General features: G+C 53.6%; 15 protein-coding genes. 9 read left to right on the top strand and 6 right to left on the bottom strand.

The window, feature by feature from the left end:
• Window positions 1-120 precede the first annotated feature (120 nt).
• The 3 genes from N6G83_RS14860 to N6G83_RS14850 all read left to right on the top strand — a co-directional run bounded on the left by N6G83_RS14860 (window position 121) and on the right by N6G83_RS14850 (window position 3,522).
• A complete protein-coding gene (locus tag N6G83_RS14860) occupies window positions 121-1,224 on the top strand; it encodes a PfkB family carbohydrate kinase (RefSeq protein ID WP_098931179.1) in 1,104 nt (367 codons plus the stop codon).
• Window positions 1,209-2,147, top strand: a complete 939-nt coding sequence (locus tag N6G83_RS14855) for a pseudouridine-5'-phosphate glycosidase (protein WP_211136383.1) — start codon at window positions 1,209-1,211, stop codon at window positions 2,145-2,147. Before N6G83_RS14860 ends, N6G83_RS14855 begins: the two co-directional genes overlap by 16 nt.
• 115 nt (window positions 2,148-2,262) lie before the next feature.
• Complete coding sequence (locus tag N6G83_RS14850) at window positions 2,263-3,522, top strand: NupC/NupG family nucleoside CNT transporter (RefSeq protein WP_074031429.1); 1,260 nt, start codon at window positions 2,263-2,265, stop codon at window positions 3,520-3,522.
• 332 nt (window positions 3,523-3,854) lie between these two features.
• Here N6G83_RS14850 and nudI read toward each other — a convergent pair whose 3' ends face one another.
• From nudI to N6G83_RS14830, 4 genes are all read right to left on the bottom strand, one after another.
• Window positions 3,855-4,283: a nucleoside triphosphatase NudI gene (gene nudI / locus N6G83_RS14845; RefSeq protein ID WP_024531293.1), complete on the bottom strand. Its 429-nt coding sequence runs from the start codon at window positions 4,281-4,283 to the stop codon at window positions 3,855-3,857.
• 134 nt (window positions 4,284-4,417) lie between these two features.
• The gene (locus N6G83_RS14840; RefSeq protein WP_024531294.1) at window positions 4,418-4,951 is read right to left on the bottom strand and encodes an SRPBCC family protein; all 534 of its coding nucleotides are present in this window, start codon (window positions 4,949-4,951) and stop codon (window positions 4,418-4,420) included.
• A gap of 4 nt (window positions 4,952-4,955) precedes the next feature.
• On the bottom strand, window positions 4,956-5,303 hold the full coding sequence (locus tag N6G83_RS14835) for an ArsR/SmtB family transcription factor (protein ID WP_021178010.1): 348 nt from the start codon (window positions 5,301-5,303) through the stop codon (window positions 4,956-4,958).
• 89 nt (window positions 5,304-5,392) lie between these two features.
• Window positions 5,393-5,989 (bottom strand): TetR/AcrR family transcriptional regulator, encoded by a 597-nt coding sequence (locus N6G83_RS14830; protein ID WP_199063090.1) that lies wholly within the window; start codon window positions 5,987-5,989, stop codon window positions 5,393-5,395.
• A 138-nt stretch (window positions 5,990-6,127) separates the two neighbouring features.
• Between N6G83_RS14830 and N6G83_RS14825 the strand changes: the two genes are divergently transcribed.
• From N6G83_RS14825 to N6G83_RS14805, 5 genes are all read left to right on the top strand, one after another.
• Complete coding sequence (locus N6G83_RS14825) at window positions 6,128-7,183, top strand: sugar phosphate isomerase/epimerase family protein (RefSeq protein WP_211136628.1); 1,056 nt, start codon at window positions 6,128-6,130, stop codon at window positions 7,181-7,183.
• 15 nt (window positions 7,184-7,198) lie between these two features.
• Window positions 7,199-8,098: an alpha/beta fold hydrolase gene (locus N6G83_RS14820; RefSeq protein WP_211136629.1), complete on the top strand. Its 900-nt coding sequence runs from the start codon at window positions 7,199-7,201 to the stop codon at window positions 8,096-8,098.
• Window positions 8,085-9,002, top strand: a complete 918-nt coding sequence (locus N6G83_RS14815) for an alpha/beta hydrolase (RefSeq protein ID WP_211136630.1) — start codon at window positions 8,085-8,087, stop codon at window positions 9,000-9,002. The genes N6G83_RS14820 and N6G83_RS14815 overlap by 14 nt, the downstream gene beginning before the upstream one ends.
• 108 nt (window positions 9,003-9,110) lie before the next feature.
• Complete coding sequence (locus N6G83_RS14810) at window positions 9,111-10,979, top strand: potassium transporter Kup (protein WP_024531299.1); 1,869 nt, start codon at window positions 9,111-9,113, stop codon at window positions 10,977-10,979.
• Window positions 10,980-11,011: 32 nt separating this feature from the next.
• Window positions 11,012-11,836, top strand: a complete 825-nt coding sequence (locus N6G83_RS14805) for an AraC family transcriptional regulator (protein WP_211136631.1) — start codon at window positions 11,012-11,014, stop codon at window positions 11,834-11,836.
• Between the two features lie 65 nt (window positions 11,837-11,901).
• Here N6G83_RS14805 and N6G83_RS14800 read toward each other — a convergent pair whose 3' ends face one another.
• Window positions 11,902-12,912 (bottom strand): LysR substrate-binding domain-containing protein, encoded by a 1,011-nt coding sequence (locus tag N6G83_RS14800; RefSeq protein WP_312847372.1) that lies wholly within the window; start codon window positions 12,910-12,912, stop codon window positions 11,902-11,904.
• A 69-nt stretch (window positions 12,913-12,981) separates the two neighbouring features.
• Between N6G83_RS14800 and N6G83_RS14795 the strand changes: the two genes are divergently transcribed.
• Complete coding sequence (locus tag N6G83_RS14795; protein ID WP_074032289.1) at window positions 12,982-14,064, top strand: Gfo/Idh/MocA family protein; 1,083 nt, start codon at window positions 12,982-12,984, stop codon at window positions 14,062-14,064.
• A gap of 97 nt (window positions 14,065-14,161) precedes the next feature.
• On the opposite strand, the gene N6G83_RS14790 is transcribed toward N6G83_RS14795, so the two are convergent.
• A complete protein-coding gene (locus N6G83_RS14790) occupies window positions 14,162-15,046 on the bottom strand; it encodes a LysR family transcriptional regulator (RefSeq protein WP_211136632.1) in 885 nt (294 codons plus the stop codon).
• Between the last annotated feature and the right edge of the window lie 65 nt (window positions 15,047-15,111).

Raw genomic sequence — 15,111 nt, 5'->3', positions numbered from 1 at the left:
CACTGAAAACGGCGTGACGACAAGTTACGATCATAATCTCAACTCCGATAGTTGCCGCTTTACTGTTGTCGGGTTCCGATTTAAAACAAACACCTGTTCAAAAACAAACAAGTGTTAATTATGACCAACCGGGAAAAACAGATACTGCAACTCCTTCGGCGGGACCCGTTGATTCAACAACACGAAATCGCCGATATTCTAGGTATTAGCCGTTCTGGTGTGGCAGGCCACATCATGAATTTGATGAATAAAGGTTATATTAAAGGTAAAGGCTATATTCTCTCCGAACACCGCTATGTGGTCACCGTTGGTTCGGTCAATATGGATGTTTGTGGTTATGCCAATACGCAGCTGGTTTATGAAGACTCCAACCCAGGGAAAATAAAGTGTACCCCGGGAGGCGTTGGCCGAAATATATCGCAGAATATTGCGTTATTAGGTGCCGAATGCCATCTGGTTTCCGTGGTTGGTGACGATTTCTACGGCACGACACTATTGGAACAGGCAAAACTGGCGGGCGTCAACGTGGATAATTGCCATCGGTTGCATGGTGAAAATACTTCGACCTACGTTTCGCTGCTGGATGGCAATGGCGAAATGCTGGTCGCCATCAACGATATGCGCATCCTGGAAAAATTGACCCCGGCGCTGTTATCTCATTCCAAGGATTTAATTCAGCACAGTGGTGTCTTGGTGCTGGACTGCAACCTGACCGAAGACGCGCTGGCCTGGTTATTTAGCAATGCCGGTAATGTACCGGTATTTGTCGATACGGTTTCCGCTTTTAAAGCGCCAAAAATCAAAAACTGGCTCTCGCATATCCATACGTTGAAGCCAAATCGGATTGAGGCAGAAATTCTCAGTGGGATGAAAATATCCCAGGCGAGCGATGCACCGGCAGTCGCCCAATGGTTCCACCAGCAAGGCGTGCAGCGTTTAGCGCTGAGTATGGGTAGCCACGGCGTGTATTTCAGCGAAGTGGACGGCCAGCACGGTTGGTCGGCACCGCTGCCGACTCAGGTCGTCAATGTCACTGGAGCCGGGGATGCCATGATGGCGGGGCTGGTGAGTTGCTGGCTGGAGGATTTCCCACTCGATCACAGTATCCGTTTTGCCCAGGGCTGTTCGGCAATGACCCTGGCCTCTGAGTTCACCAATAACCCGAATCTGTCGCAAGGCAGCGTTCAAAAACTTCTGGAATTACAATCATGCAAAATAGCCTAATCACTCATCAATATCTGGATATCGCGCTTGAAGTGGCGCTTGCACTGGCCGAAAATCGGCCGGTGGTGGCGTTGGAGTCGACGATTATTTCCCACGGCATGCCTTACCCGCAGAACGTTGAAACCGCCTTACAGGTAGAGGAAAAGATCCGTGCCAACGGGGCGGTGCCAGCGACCATTGCGGTGATCAATGGGCGGATGAAGGCGGGGCTATCCCATGATGAGATAGAAACGTTGGGCCGCGAAGGGCACCGGGTCGCCAAAGTGAGCCGTCGCGATTTGCCGTTTGTGATTGCCAGTGGCAAAAACGGCGCAACCACCGTGGCTTCTACCATGATCATTGCCGAACTGGCCGGGATCAGCGTATTCGCCACCGGCGGGATTGGCGGTGTGCACCGCGGTGCACAGCAGACGTTTGATATTTCGGCTGATTTACAGGAATTGGCACAAACCAACGTGGCGGTGATTTGTGCCGGTGCCAAATCGATCCTGGATCTCGGTTTGACCACCGAATACCTGGAAACCCATGGCGTGCCTCTGGTGGGGTATGGCACCGATAGTCTGCCCGCATTCTTCAGCCGTACCAGCCCTTATTCCGTTAGCGTGCGCCTGGATACGCCGCAGGAAATCGCGCGGGCAATGGCCGCCAAATGGGCTGCTGGCTTGCAGGGCGGGATGGTGATCGCCAACCCTATTCCAGAGCAGTACGCCATGTCTGAAGAGAAGATCAACCAGGCCATTGAGCAGGCTGTTCAGGAGTCCGTGGAGCAGGGTGTGTCCGGCAAGGAGAGTACGCCATTCCTGCTAGCCAGAGTCGCTGAATTGACCGGCGGCGATAGTCTGCAGGCCAATATTCAGCTGGTGTTTAATAATGCCGAGTTGGCAGCCAAGATCGCGGGTCATTATCAGCTAAATTGCGCTTAACGCTTAAATTAGCACTCTACGTTTGTCCTTGATAAAACACTTCTGCCTCGGCAGGCGGCAGGCTATTGCCGTTTGCCGAGTAAAGAAGGAAATAAACAAAATAGAAGGGGGCCTTATGGAGTTGTTGCGCAGTCTTGCAGGTATGTCGATCCTGTTATTAATCGGCTTTGTGTTTTCCGTCAATAAAAGAAAAATAAGTGTGCGCACGGTCGGTGCGGCATTGTTACTTCAGGTATTGCTTGGCGCTATTATGCTATATGTCCCCGCAGGCAAATGGTTAATTAACGCCATTGCCAGTGGTGTCAATCGTGTGATTTCGTACAGCGATGCGGGGAGCGCATTTATTTTTGGCGGCCTGGTTGGGCCGAAAATGAATGAGCTTTTCGATGGTGCAGGTTTTGTGTTCGCTTTTCACGTGCTACCCGCCATCATTTTTATCACCTCGTTGATTTCTATTTTATATTATCTTGGGGTGATGAAGTGGGTGATCAATATCCTTGGCTATGTCTTCCAGCGGCTTATGAATATCAGCAAGGTGGAGTCCTTTGCCGCCGTCACCACCATTTTCCTGGGGCAAAATGAGCTGCCTGCGGTGTTGAAGCCGTTTGTTAAAAACATGAACCGCAATGAACTGTTCACGGTGATCTGTAGCGGCATGGCCTCGATTGCCGGTTCGATGCTGGTTGGTTATGCCGGTTTGGGCGTCCCCATCGAGTATCTGCTGGCGGCCTCGCTGATGGCTATCCCTGGGGGGATCCTGTTTGCCCGTTTGCTCAGCCCGGCGACGGAGCCTTCCCGCGTTGAGTTCAGCGAAATGTCATTCAGTGATAAACGGCCCGCCAGCATTATCGAAGCGGCGGCTAACGGTGCGATGTTGGGGCTGAAAATTGCGGTGGGGGTTGCCACGGTAGTGATGGCCTTCGTCGCGCTGATCGCGTTGATCAACGGCATTATCGGCGGCGTGGGTGGCCTGTTTGGTGTTGAAAGCGTCAGCCTGCAAAGCCTGCTGGGCTATCTGTTTGCTCCGTTAGCCTACATCATGGGCGTGAGCTGGGAACATGCCGATCTGGCAGGGGGATTGATTGGCCAGAAACTGGCAATTAACGAGTTTGTTGCCTACCTCAGCTTCTCTCCTTACCTGAAAGAAAGCGCGATGTTACTCGATCCGAAAACCATCGCGGTGATTTCGTTCGCACTGTGCGGTTTTGCCAATTTTGGCTCGATTGCCGTGGTAGTGGGGGCATTCAGTGCGGTGGTGCCGGAAAGGGCCTCGGAAATTGCCCAGTTAGGGTTCCGGGCGCTGTTGGCGGCGACGCTGTCCAACCTGATGAGCGCCACCATTGCCGGGCTGTTTATCGGGTTAGGGGGGATTTGAAGAACCGGGGCAATTGCAGGCTAATCCGTCCTCGATTGCCCCTCACCCCAACCCTCTCCCGTAGGATGAGGGAGCTGTACGGTTTTTTTGATGAGGTTGTGCTGCTTCGGAAAGTAGGGAATAAAAACAAGAAAGGCACGGTTTTACTCAAGACAATCAACGAACTCGATCGGTTCCCGTAGGGTGAGGGAGCTGCACGGCTTTTTTGATGGGGTTGTACTGCTTCGGAAAATAGGGAATAAAAACAAGAAAGGCACGGTTTTACTCAAGACATTCAACGAACTCGATCGGTTCCCTCTCCCTGTGGGAGAGGGTTAGGGTGAGGGGCATCACTACTCCAACAACCCACGCTGGCGCAACGTGAATCGGGTCGCTTCGTTCAGATCGTAGCTGGCCAGTTCTTCCTTCCGCACCCAGGCATAGTCTTCAAACTCATCATTAAGCGTGATGGTGCGGTTGGCGGCATGGCAATCAAAAATCAGGTAAATCATATAGATTTGCTCTTTGCTGCCGTCTTCGTAGGTCTTTACCCGTACGTCATCGCGAAACGTCCAGGGTTGAATGCGGTCCAGCACCAAATCACTACCCAGTTCTTCACTTACTTCACGACGCAACGCCTGCTCGATGGTTTCCCCTGGCTCGGTCCCGCCGCCGGATAGCGCCCATTGACCGGGGAACACCCCTTTATGGGCCGCCATTTTGCACAGCAGATAGGCGTTATCGTTTTCAATTAACGGGCAAACAATAATACGTTGACGCATCGTAACTCCATGTTTCAAGGGCATCATATTGGTGCAACGCATTATACGCCAGTCACCAGGTCGGAGTTTTAAATTCTCATCTTCCAGTTTTAAGCGGTAACGGGGATGAGAACCGCGATCCTCATCCCGCTGGCTTACAGTTTGGCCCGGTACTCGTCTTCCAACCGGCTCATTGAGGCCCAGAATGGGCTTGGTGTCCGCTCCAACAGGCGATCGGCCAGCAGATCCAGATGAGTATGCCAGCCGCTGGCAACGCTGAGCAGGGTATCGCGGTTGGCCAGGCGGCGATGGGTAAGAGTCAACAGCACCTTATCCTCTTGCTCGGTCAGTTCAATAGTGACTTCAGAAGGGCGGGCTTCCCCTGTTTCTGCCCAGGTAAAGCTCACCAGGCGCGGTGGCAGAATGCAGGTGATATGACCCATTTGGGCGATTTTACCGGCGCAGGATTTGTATTTTGCCGGCGGTTTTTCATCCTCGCCGGCCAAATCGGCATTGCAGAACAGTAGCTCGATCTTGGCCCCGACCTGCATGGGCATCTCACCGGCGGCCAGCCAGCTGGCACGTTTATCGGATTCGATCAGGTAGGCCCAGACGCGTTTGAGCGGGCCGGGCAGCAGCCGCTGGATCCGCAGCGTACCGGTTTCAATAATCATACCGTAGTCGTTCATGGGTTCACTCCGTCGGAGGATGCGAGTCGGCCTGCAACAGCGCTTGTTCTAGCGCGTCCAGCCGCTCATTCCAGAAATGTTCGTAGGTTTGCAGCCACTGCATGGCCTGCACCATTGGCTCGGGAGCGAGCCGGCAGATATGGTTTCTTCCCTGCACGGTGCGTTGCACCAGCCCGGCAAGCTCCAGCGCTTTGATATGCTTGGAAGCTCCGGCAAACGACATCTCGAACGGCGCAGCCAATTCACCGATGCTGTGTTCGCCTTCGGCCAATGTGCGCAAGATGGCGCGCCTTGTCGGGTCGGCCAGTGCGTGGAAAATGGCGTCCAGCGGTGAGGAAGATAATTTAACCATATGGTTAAATATAGAACGTCAACGTCAATACTCAACCGGTTTGTTGAATATTTTTTAACCTTGTCACAATAAAAGTGTGGGTAAGGCGTTTACGCCGGAGACCGATCGAGCATAGTAAGGGCGACATTCACCGCTTTTTCCAGCCGGGCACGGCTCACGCCATCCCGAGCCTGAACGGACAAGCCATGCAGGAACGCCGCAAAATAATCGCCAAGGCTCTCTGCATCGGTGTTGGCGGGCAGTTCACCAGCCTGAATCGCAGCCTGTAATCTGTCGATAATGCCTTGGGTGCGCTGTTGGCGGTGTTCCATCAACCAGCGCCTGACGCCCTGATTTTCTTCACTGACGCTGACCGCAGATGAAACCACCATGCATCCTTGGGGAAGTTCACCGTGGCTGTAGAGGGCAACCGCGTCGTTCAGCATCTGTTTGATGGCTTCACGCACACTGGCTTTTTCTTCGAACGCACGCTCGGCAAAGCCGCCTTCGTGGGCTTCGTAGTGTGCTATTGCTTCACGAAACAATAGCTCTTTCGAACCAAAGGCCTTGTAGATCCGCGCCGAGGCAATGCCCAGTTCGGCCACCAGGTCGGACATCGAGGTGCCTTCAAATCCCTGTCTCCAAAAAAGGTTCCGTGCTTGCAATAGGGCCTGTTCACGGTCGAACTCTCTGGGTCTGCCTGCCATCGTCATCTTCTCCGGTGATTTTGCTGCGGGCTACAGGATCGCTTAAATGGCGGATAACGCCAACGAATTTCAAAATCCTCTTGCCGATAATTGGATTTAAGCCTATTGTTTGTCAATCGACAAACAATAGGAAGGACGATGAAAACGATCAAAGGCCCCAGCCTGCACCTTGCCCAATGTAGTGATGCAGCTCCTCCGTTCAACAGCCTGCCGACGATTGCCGCCTGGGCAAAAGAGACCGGCTTTAAAGCTTTGCAGATCCCTGCGTGGGATAGCCGTTTGTTTGATGTGAAAACGGCGGCGGAAAGTCAAAGTTATTGCGATGACATCACTGGCATGCTGGCGCAGCACGGTCTGGTGGTCAGCGAATTGACCACGCATATTTTCGGGCAACTGATGGCGGTGCATCCAGCCTACGATGCGCTATGCGATAGCTTTGTACCGGAGGGGCTGCGTGGCGATCCGCAAGGGCGAACGCTTTGGGCCAAAGAAAACCTGCTGCTGGCGGCAAAAGCTTCTGCACGCTTAGGCCTGACTGAAATGGGCACCTTCTCCGGTTCGTTGGCTTGGCCCTATCTGTTTCCATTTCCGCAACGGCCTGCAGGGCTGATTGAAACGGCCTTCGATGAGCTGGCCAAACGGTGGTTACCCGTGCTCGACGCCTGTGATGAGCAGGGCATCAACCTGTGTTATGAGATCCACCCCAGCGAAGATCTGCATGATGGCATTACCTTTGAAATGTTCCATCAGCGCGTTGCGGCTCATCCACGCTGCCAAATGCTGTTCGATCCCAGCCATTTCGTGTTGCAACAGCTCAACTATCTGGAATTTATTGATATCTATAAAGATTATATCCGTATGTTTCACGTTAAGGACGCGGAGTTCAATCCAAGTGGTCGGCAGGGGATTTATGGCGGCTATCAGTCCTGGGCGGATCGGGCTGGGCGGTTCCGTTCATTAGGGGATGGGCAGGTGGACTTTAAAGGCATCTTCTCCAAGCTGACGCAGTACGATTATGCCGGTTGGGCCACGCTCGAATGGGAATGCTGCCTGAAGCATCCGCAAACCGGGGCCGAAGAAGGAGCCGCGTTTATCCGCAACCATATTATTCCTGTCACGGATAAAGTGTTCGATGACTTTGCCGGTGCGCCGGTCAACCAACAACAAATCAACGCCTTGCTGGGCATTCGCTAACCTCCGGAGCACCTTATGACTATGCTGACTCACGGGCCATTATCCAATGGGCTCGAGGCCGAACACATCTATATTAAAATCAACGGCCACCGTATTCACTGCGCCATCGCCGGAAGTGGGCAACCGGTGCTGCTGATCCCTGGCTGGCCACAAACCTGGTACACCTGGCGTTACGTTATGCAGGCGTTAGCTAATGCAGGCTTTCAGGCTATTGCTGTAGATCCTCCTGGTATAGGAGACTCGGACAAACCCCTCGGCGGTTATGACACCGGCAGCGTTGCCGAAAAACTCCATCAGGTCATGGCGCAACTGGGACATCAGCGCTATGCGGTGATCGGCCATGATATTGGCATGTGGTTGGGTTATGCGTTGGCAAGCGATTACCCTCATGCGGTTAGCAGACTGGTGCTGACCGAAGCGGTGATCCCCGGCTTGGCAGAGGCACCGCCGATCTTTGTTCCCGCCGAGGACAACATCTTCCTGTGGCATTTTATGTTTAACCAGCTAACCGACCTGCCCGAAGCCTTGACCACCGGCCGAGAGGCTGAGTATCTGGGGTACATTTTCCACCGCTGGTCTTACCGACGCGATCGAGTTGCCGCAGAAACCTATATCGCGGCTTACTCGGTGCCTGGTAGCTTGCGGGCCGGTTTTGATTATTATCGGGCCATACCGGAGACCATTCGACAAAACCAACAACGGGCTAAAACGCCCCTAACGATGCCAGTAATGACGATTGGCGCAGAGCATGCTACCCGCGATGCGCCATTCCTTACCTTGCAGGGCAAGGCTCGTCAACTCCAAGGGGAGGTGGTGCCTGGCTGTGGGCATTTCATTACCGAGGAGTGCCATGAGGAATTTATCGCCCTGATCCTGCCTTTTTTACAGGAGGGTAAAGCCCATGCCGTTGGATAAGCAGATCGCGCTATTTTTACAACAACAGGACGATGCGCCCGCACCATCCTCATTGGAGGAGCTACGTGCGCAGACGGCAGTTGAGTTACAGCGCTTGCAGGGTGCACCCCAGCCCGTCCAGAAAATAATTGAGTTCCATATCCTGGTTGACGGTGGGCAAACTATTCCCGTGCGCGGTTATATTCCCCTAAATGCACTGGAGAATATGCCGCTTCCGGCGATGGTGTTCGCACACGGCGGCGGATGGTGTCTGGGCTCGCTTGACGTTTACGATGAGCCTTGCCGCGCGTTGGCCAATGCCACTGGGCGAGTGATCCTGTCTGTCGACTATCGCCTGGCACCGGAATATCCTTTCCCGACGCCGTTGCATGACGTTTATCAGGTGCTATGTTGGGCCTCGGAAGAAGCAGCGCACATCGGCATTGACCCTCTGCGAATTGCGCTTGGCGGGGATAGTGCGGGAGGGAACCTGGCGGCAGCGGCCGCTCTGATGGCTAGAGATCGGTCAGGGCCAACAGTAGAACATCAATACCTGCTTTACCCTGCATTGGATAGTGGGATGGCGACGCCAAGCTTTGCCGCTTATGGTGAAGGTTACTACTTGACGCAGGAGATCATGGGTTGGTGCTGGGCAAACTACCTTGGGCAGGATACCGACTCTCGGGAGCCTTACGCTTCTCCTTGGTATGCGCCAACGCTGACAGGTTTACCACCAGCGACGATCCTGGTGTGCGAATACGATCCGCTGCGGGATGAAGGTGAACGCTATGCACAGAGATTACAAGATGCCGGCGTTAACGTAAATTGCCAGCGTTTGCCTGGGATGGTGCACGCTTGCATGCATATGACTGGGTTGACCCCGGCGGCCCTGGCTCTATTTACTGCGCTGGAGGCTTTGTCTTAATTTGCAGTCCGCCAGGGAAGGCGGGACAATAGACCTGTTTATGTGGTTTTGCACTATCCTTGTTACATAAGACTCACCTTGTACGATCAAATAGTTAAGGAAGATGCAATGTCCGCCGAAGGTAGTAACAAGAGCAGCTTGACGCTGATGGCAGGTGGCGCACTGGGCGTAGTATTTGGCGATATTGGTACCAGCCCGCTGTATACCTTGAAAACCGTGCTGTTTCTGTCTGGGGATGCACCAACACCGGCGGTGATCCTCGGGTTGCTGTCGCTCATTTTCTGGACCTTGGTGATCGTAACCTCGGTTAAATACGCCACTTTTGCCATGCGCATCGATAACAACGGTGAAGGCGGCATTCTGGCGCTGATGTCGTTGTTGGTCAGCAAAAAGAGCACTCGTCCGGTGGTGATATTTGCCGGGTTGTTTGGCGCGGCACTGATCTACGGCGATGGGGCCATTACCCCGGCGATTTCGGTGCTTTCCGCGCTGGAAGGGTTGAACATCGTCCTGCCGCAGTCCAAGCCTTATATCCTGCCCGCAACCGTGGCGATCCTGGTGAGTCTGTTTGCCATTCAGGCGCTGGGCACGGCCCGCATCGGTAAAGTGTTCGGGCCGATTATGGCGCTGTGGTTCGCGGTGATTGCGGCGCTGGGGATTTGGGGCATTATCCAATACCCGGCGGTGTTGATGGCGATCAACCCAGTGTATGGCTTTGAGTTTCTGTTCTCTAACGGGATGGTCAGCTTCCTGGTGCTAGGCGGGGTATTTCTCTGTGTGACCGGCGCGGAAGCGTTGTATGCCGATATGGGGCACTTTGGTAAAAAGCCTATCTGGCTGGCCTGGTTTGGTATCGTGTTTCCCAGCCTGCTACTGAACTATGCGGGGCAGGCAGCCTTGATCCTGTCCGGTGCCGACGTGACACAGAACATCTTCTTCCGTTTGTGCCCACCGGTGTTGCAAATCCCACTGGTGATTTTGGCCACGCTAGCCACCATTATCGCCAGCCAGGCCATTATCAGCGGTGCGTTTTCCATGACGCGTCAGGCCATCCAACTGGGGTGGTTACCGCGTTTACGGGTTAAACAAACCACCGAAGAGAGCTACGGGCAGATCTACATTGGCGCGATCAACTGGCTATTGATGGCGGTAACGGTGTTCTTGGCGGTGTTTTTCAAATCCTCCGATAATCTGGCGGCGGCTTACGGGATCGCCGTTTCCCTGACCATGATCATGACTACGGGGTTGTTGTTTGTCGCCATGCGCGAAGTGTGGCAATGGAGCCTGGCGACCAGCCTGATGGTGGCAGGAGGCTTTTTCGTCGTCGATCTCAGTTTCCTGGTTGCCAACATGAGTAAGGTGTTGGAAGGCGGTTATATGCCGCTGTTACTGGCGGCTGCGGTGTATGCCGTGATGCTGATTTGGCACCGCGGCGTGGTGTCCGCCTCGCAAACACTGGACGAAAAAGTGGTGCCGGTGACCACCTTTATGACGGAAATTGAACAAAAGGCTATCCCTCGGGTACCAGGCACGGCGATTTTTCTGACGCGCTCCCAAGGAGGGACGCCGCCGGTAATGAAATGGCACGTGAAACGCAATGGTTCACTGCATACCGACCTGCTGGCGTTGAATATCGTGGTGCAAAACGTACCGCGAGTGGCCGACGAAGAGCGGTTAACCATGACCGAACTGGCCCCCGACTTCTGGCGTGGCGTCGCTCATTATGGTTTTATGGAGCGGCCAAACATTCCTCAGCTGTTACGTCATCTGGAAGCGCAGCAGTGCGGTTTCAATCTCAACGACGTAACCTACTATCTGGGGCACGAAACCATTGTCAAACGTGAAGGCCGTGGCGCGATGCCGGCGTGGCAGCGTAGTCTCTTTGCCCTGATGGTGCGTAACGGCATGCATGTGACCGATTATTACTATCTGCCTAGCGATCAGGTGGTTGAAATCAGCCGTCGCGTACCGGTTTAAATCCGCCCTAAAAGATAAAAGGAGCCAGGGAAGTGCAAGGTGTGCCAGAACAGTTTCCGTTTGAGAAAGATCGCGCCCAGTTCCGGCATTTGCCGCAGTTGCCGGGCGTGGAGCTTTATCAGGCCCATATCGATCGCTATGCGTTTGAACCACACGCCCATGATGCGTTTGGCATCGGCACGGTGGAAGCCGGTGCGGAGCGTTTTCGCTACCGCGGGGCACAACATTTAGCCGCGCCGGGTGCCTTGGTGCTGATGAATCCGGACGAGCTGCATACCGGTGAAGCGGAAACGGCAGGCGGTTGGAACTATCGGATGATCTATCTGGAGCCTGCGGCGCTGGAGCGGATTTCCGGTGAGAAGGGCTGCTGGTTCCACGACGTGATCCACCATGATGCGGCGGCGGCCAAGCGGCTTTCGCAAACGCTGGCGGCGTTATGGCAAACCCGGGACACGCTGGCGCTCGATAGCCTGCTGCTGTCCATCGTTGATGTTTTCCGTCCTCACGTGCGTATTGCTCAGCCGCAGCAGAATGAAGCCGCTCATCGTATGGTGATAGTGAAGGAGTATCTGCGGGATAACTTCGCTTCACCGATCACGTTGAGCGATCTGGCAGCGTTGGTCTCGCTCAGCCCGTATCATTTCCAACGTAAATTCAAAGCGCAATTCCATGTCACCCCACATCAGATGCTGATGGCAATCCGGCTCGAAAAGGCCAAGCAGATGCTCGGGCGGGGAATACCTGCGGCCCAGGTGGCCGTAGCTGTGGGGTTAACCGATCAGGCACATCTCACCAAAGCGCTGGTTAATCGTTACGGTGTCACGCCTGCGCGCTACCAAAAGCAGGTGATGCGTTAAGGGTCCACTTGGCAAACGGAATATCAGCACGCTGCCAACGGTATTTTTATACTATGTTCTGCGGCTTATCTCCTGGAGGGGACTATGAAGTTGTCAAAAATATCCGCCATGTAATCCACAAAAACGCGTACCTTTGGCGTCATTTGGCGGGTACTGGGCCAGAGCATGTGAAAAGTGGTCGTTACGGGAGCCATAAAGCTGTCCAGCACCGTCTTCAGTTCCCCGGTGGCAAGCTCATCTTTTACCGAATAATCCGGCAAGCAGGCGACACCACGACCCTCTTTTACCATAAACAACAGAACGTCGAGGCTGCTGCAGACAAGTGTCAAGGGAGCGACCTTTCCGCTACTTCTTGCCGCTACATGCTGAAACGGCCACTGTGCAACTTTCCCTGAACTGGGGAAGCGATAGTGAAGGCAGGCATGCTCGGACAGTTCATCCGGACTGGATGGAGTTCCATTACGCTCGAAGTACTCAGCAGAACCCACAATACAGAGTCTGAATGAACCCAGACGACGTGATATCAACCTGGAATCGCTCAGTTCTCCCCCTCGTATCACAACGTCCATCCCGTCCTCAATGACATCAGATAATCTGTCTGAAAAATCGAGATCCAGCTCAATCTGCGGATGACGCTCCATAAATTGCGCAATCATCGGCAGCATCAATCCCCCTGCTAGCGGCAGTCCAACACGGAGCCTTCCGCGAGGTTGCCCGGTCATGGCTGAAATCTCATCTTCTGCGGCCTGAATTTCGCTGAAAATTCGGTGACACCGTTCCAGGAAAACCTCGCCCTCAGATGTCAGATGCACCGAGCGCGTACTTCTCTGGAAAAGGCGTACGCCCAGGCGCTCTTCCAGCCTCGATATGCTCTTGCTGACCGCGGATGATGAAATACCTTTTACCCGCCCGGTGGCGACGAAGCTTCTCGTCTGTGCCACGTGCATGAACACCTCCAGCCCGGTCATTTTTTCCATCATTTGTTTCTGCCCATCATTGCTGACAAATATGTCACTTGTGTTATGCCAGCCAGCCCCATCAATGGCAAGCGGATATCCGCTTATTATTACCGTCATAACACGACCCAACGGACGGCTTACTCAGGCCGTCCCAGAGTTCTGATAGACAGACACAGGAGAAACATCATGAGCAACAAAATTCGCGTAGGCATCATTGGCACAGGCGGTTGGGCAAGGTATGGCCATATTCCGGCCCTTCAGTCGCTGGAAGATTTTGAGATTACGGCGCTGGCCGGGCGTAATAAAGAAAAGGTTGAGAAATATGCCGCTCAGTTCGGCATCGGCCAGGCCTATGGTAGCCCGGAAGAACTGCTGGCCAATCCTGATGTAGATCTGGTTGTGGTGTTGGCACCGACGCCTGAACATGGCCGCCTGGCGAAAGCGGTCATTGAGGCAGGAAAGGATGTCTACAGCGAATGGCCTCTTTCCACCACCACAGCAGAATCAGAAGAGATTCTGGCGCTGGCGCGTGAAAAGGGGGTTAAACATATTGTTGGCCTTCAGCGTCGCTTTTCTCCCAGCTCGCGTTTCTGGCACGACCTGATAAAACAAAACTGCGTCGGTAAAATCCGTGCGGTACGCATGTCCGTAGGTGTCGATGCTTTTGGTGAGGTCATGCCGGCGTTTGCAAAATGGGCGCTGGATGCGGCTAACTTCACCGAAATACTGTCGATATACGGCGGCCACTTCCACGATATGTTGTTCCACGGTGTGGGTTTCCCGCAAAAACTGACGGCAATTACTGAAAACCAGTTTCCTGTCACCACGATTGCGGAAACCGGTGAGAAAGTGCCTTATACCAGCCCGAATGAAGTGATGGTTATCGGGACACTTACCAACGGTGGGCTGTTCTCGGTGCAGCTTGAGGGGGGCCAGAAACATCGTACCGGCCTGCAGATTGATATCACCGGCACTGAAGGCGTGCTGCGTATTACTAATGCGCGTGGTTTTGAGAATAAAGATGATAACGCGATAGCGATAATGCGCAATGGTGTTGAGACATTTGAACCTCTGGCTGTCCCCGCAGAATATGCGTTTTTACCCGTTTCTCATCTTGATGCCAGTTCACAGGATGTGGCCTATCTCTACGCGGCCTATGCCCGGGACAAAGCGAGGGGCTCCAGTGAAGCAACTACGTTTGAAGATGCGTTGCGCCAGCATCGTTTAATCGATCGGATCACTGAATCCTCTGAGCGTTTCTTCAGCTGAGATTTTGTTCCAATCGCCTGCTCAGAATGGAGACATTATGGGCGGGCAAGCTGTCAGGTTATTGCTGTTCTTCATTCCGCTACAGGTGCCAGGACACCTACAGTAAGTTGTCTAACCACTCGGCAAATACCCGCACTTTGCGGGAGAGATGACGGTGCGGATAAAGCAGAGACAACTTTCGAGATGGGGCGGGATAGTCTGGCATTATTTCTACCAGGAGGCCGCTTTCGAGATAAGGTTGTAAAAAAAGATTCATGCCCTGAAGCATCCCCAACCCGGCAAGCCCCGCGGCAATATAGGTTTCAGAGTTATCCAGAACAAGCTTACCCGGAAGGTTAACTTCTACTGCTCCCGACGGTGTTTCGAACGTCCACGGAATAATTTGCCTACTGCTGCTGTTAAACCAGTTGACGGCCTGATGTTGCTGCAATTCCTCAAGATTTTTTGGCGTGCCATGTACTGCAAGATAAGCAGGACTGGCGCAAGTCGTCATTTTAATGTTGCCCATAGGTCGTGCGATGTAGTCGCCGTCGTCCAGTTCCCCCATCCGCAATACACAGTCCAGACCGTCGCGCAGCATATCCTGACGACGGTCAGAGCTGCTCAGAATGATTTCGATATCAGGGTGCTCACGATAAAAAACAGGCAGATTGGGCACGACCAGTGAAACTGCAAAAGCGATTGGCATATCCACACGCAGTTGTCCGCGTAAAGCACAATCGGGGCCAAACGACTCCAGCAACTCATCCGTTTGGGCCAGCAAGGGTTTGCTGCGGCGATAAAACTCCTCCCCATCAGGCGTCAGGTTAATCCGCCGCGTCGTTCGCTGCATTAAACGAATGCCGCAGTGTTGCTCAAGTTGCTGCACGGCTTTGGTGACTGCGGGGCGATGGATTTGCAGATTTTCCGCCGCCTGAGTAAAGCTGCCAGATTCGACAATTTCAATAAAAATTTTAATAGATTCAAAAAGATTAATTTGCATAGCGTACTTATTTTTAGGCGAGGGGGACACGTTGTTAAGCAGTACCCGAATAGCCCTATTGTTAC

The organism is Serratia sp. PL7 (assembly GCF_945957435.1).
Note: the sequence above shows the minus strand (reverse complement) of the source record. Positions and strands in the feature narration are given on the sequence as shown.

What these genes read in the sequence shown, in the direction of transcription:
- N6G83_RS14830 (WP_199063090.1), bottom strand. Translation starts at nt 5,989, where the DNA reads ATGGCAGGCAGACCCAGAGAGTTCGACCGTGAACAGGCCCTATTGCAA.
- N6G83_RS14790 (WP_211136632.1), bottom strand. Translation starts at nt 15,046, where the DNA reads ATGCAAATTAATCTTTTTGAATCTATTAAAATTTTTATTGAAATTGTC.
- N6G83_RS14860 (WP_098931179.1), top strand. Translation starts at nt 121, where the DNA reads ATGACCAACCGGGAAAAACAGATACTGCAACTCCTTCGGCGGGACCCG.
- N6G83_RS14835 (WP_021178010.1), bottom strand. Translation starts at nt 5,303, where the DNA reads ATGGTTAAATTATCTTCCTCACCGCTGGACGCCATTTTCCACGCACTG.
- N6G83_RS14820 (WP_211136629.1), top strand. Translation starts at nt 7,199, where the DNA reads ATGACTATGCTGACTCACGGGCCATTATCCAATGGGCTCGAGGCCGAA.
- N6G83_RS14810 (WP_024531299.1), top strand. Translation starts at nt 9,111, where the DNA reads ATGTCCGCCGAAGGTAGTAACAAGAGCAGCTTGACGCTGATGGCAGGT.
- N6G83_RS14800 (WP_312847372.1), bottom strand. Translation starts at nt 12,912, where the DNA reads ATGACGGTAATAATAAGCGGATATCCGCTTGCCATTGATGGGGCTGGC.
- N6G83_RS14795 (WP_074032289.1), top strand. Translation starts at nt 12,982, where the DNA reads ATGAGCAACAAAATTCGCGTAGGCATCATTGGCACAGGCGGTTGGGCA.
- N6G83_RS14815 (WP_211136630.1), top strand. Translation starts at nt 8,085, where the DNA reads ATGCCGTTGGATAAGCAGATCGCGCTATTTTTACAACAACAGGACGAT.
- nudI (WP_024531293.1), bottom strand. Translation starts at nt 4,283, where the DNA reads ATGCGTCAACGTATTATTGTTTGCCCGTTAATTGAAAACGATAACGCC.
- N6G83_RS14850 (WP_074031429.1), top strand. Translation starts at nt 2,263, where the DNA reads ATGGAGTTGTTGCGCAGTCTTGCAGGTATGTCGATCCTGTTATTAATC.
- N6G83_RS14825 (WP_211136628.1), top strand. Translation starts at nt 6,128, where the DNA reads ATGAAAACGATCAAAGGCCCCAGCCTGCACCTTGCCCAATGTAGTGAT.
- N6G83_RS14840 (WP_024531294.1), bottom strand. Translation starts at nt 4,951, where the DNA reads ATGAACGACTACGGTATGATTATTGAAACCGGTACGCTGCGGATCCAG.
- N6G83_RS14855 (WP_211136383.1), top strand. Translation starts at nt 1,209, where the DNA reads ATGCAAAATAGCCTAATCACTCATCAATATCTGGATATCGCGCTTGAA.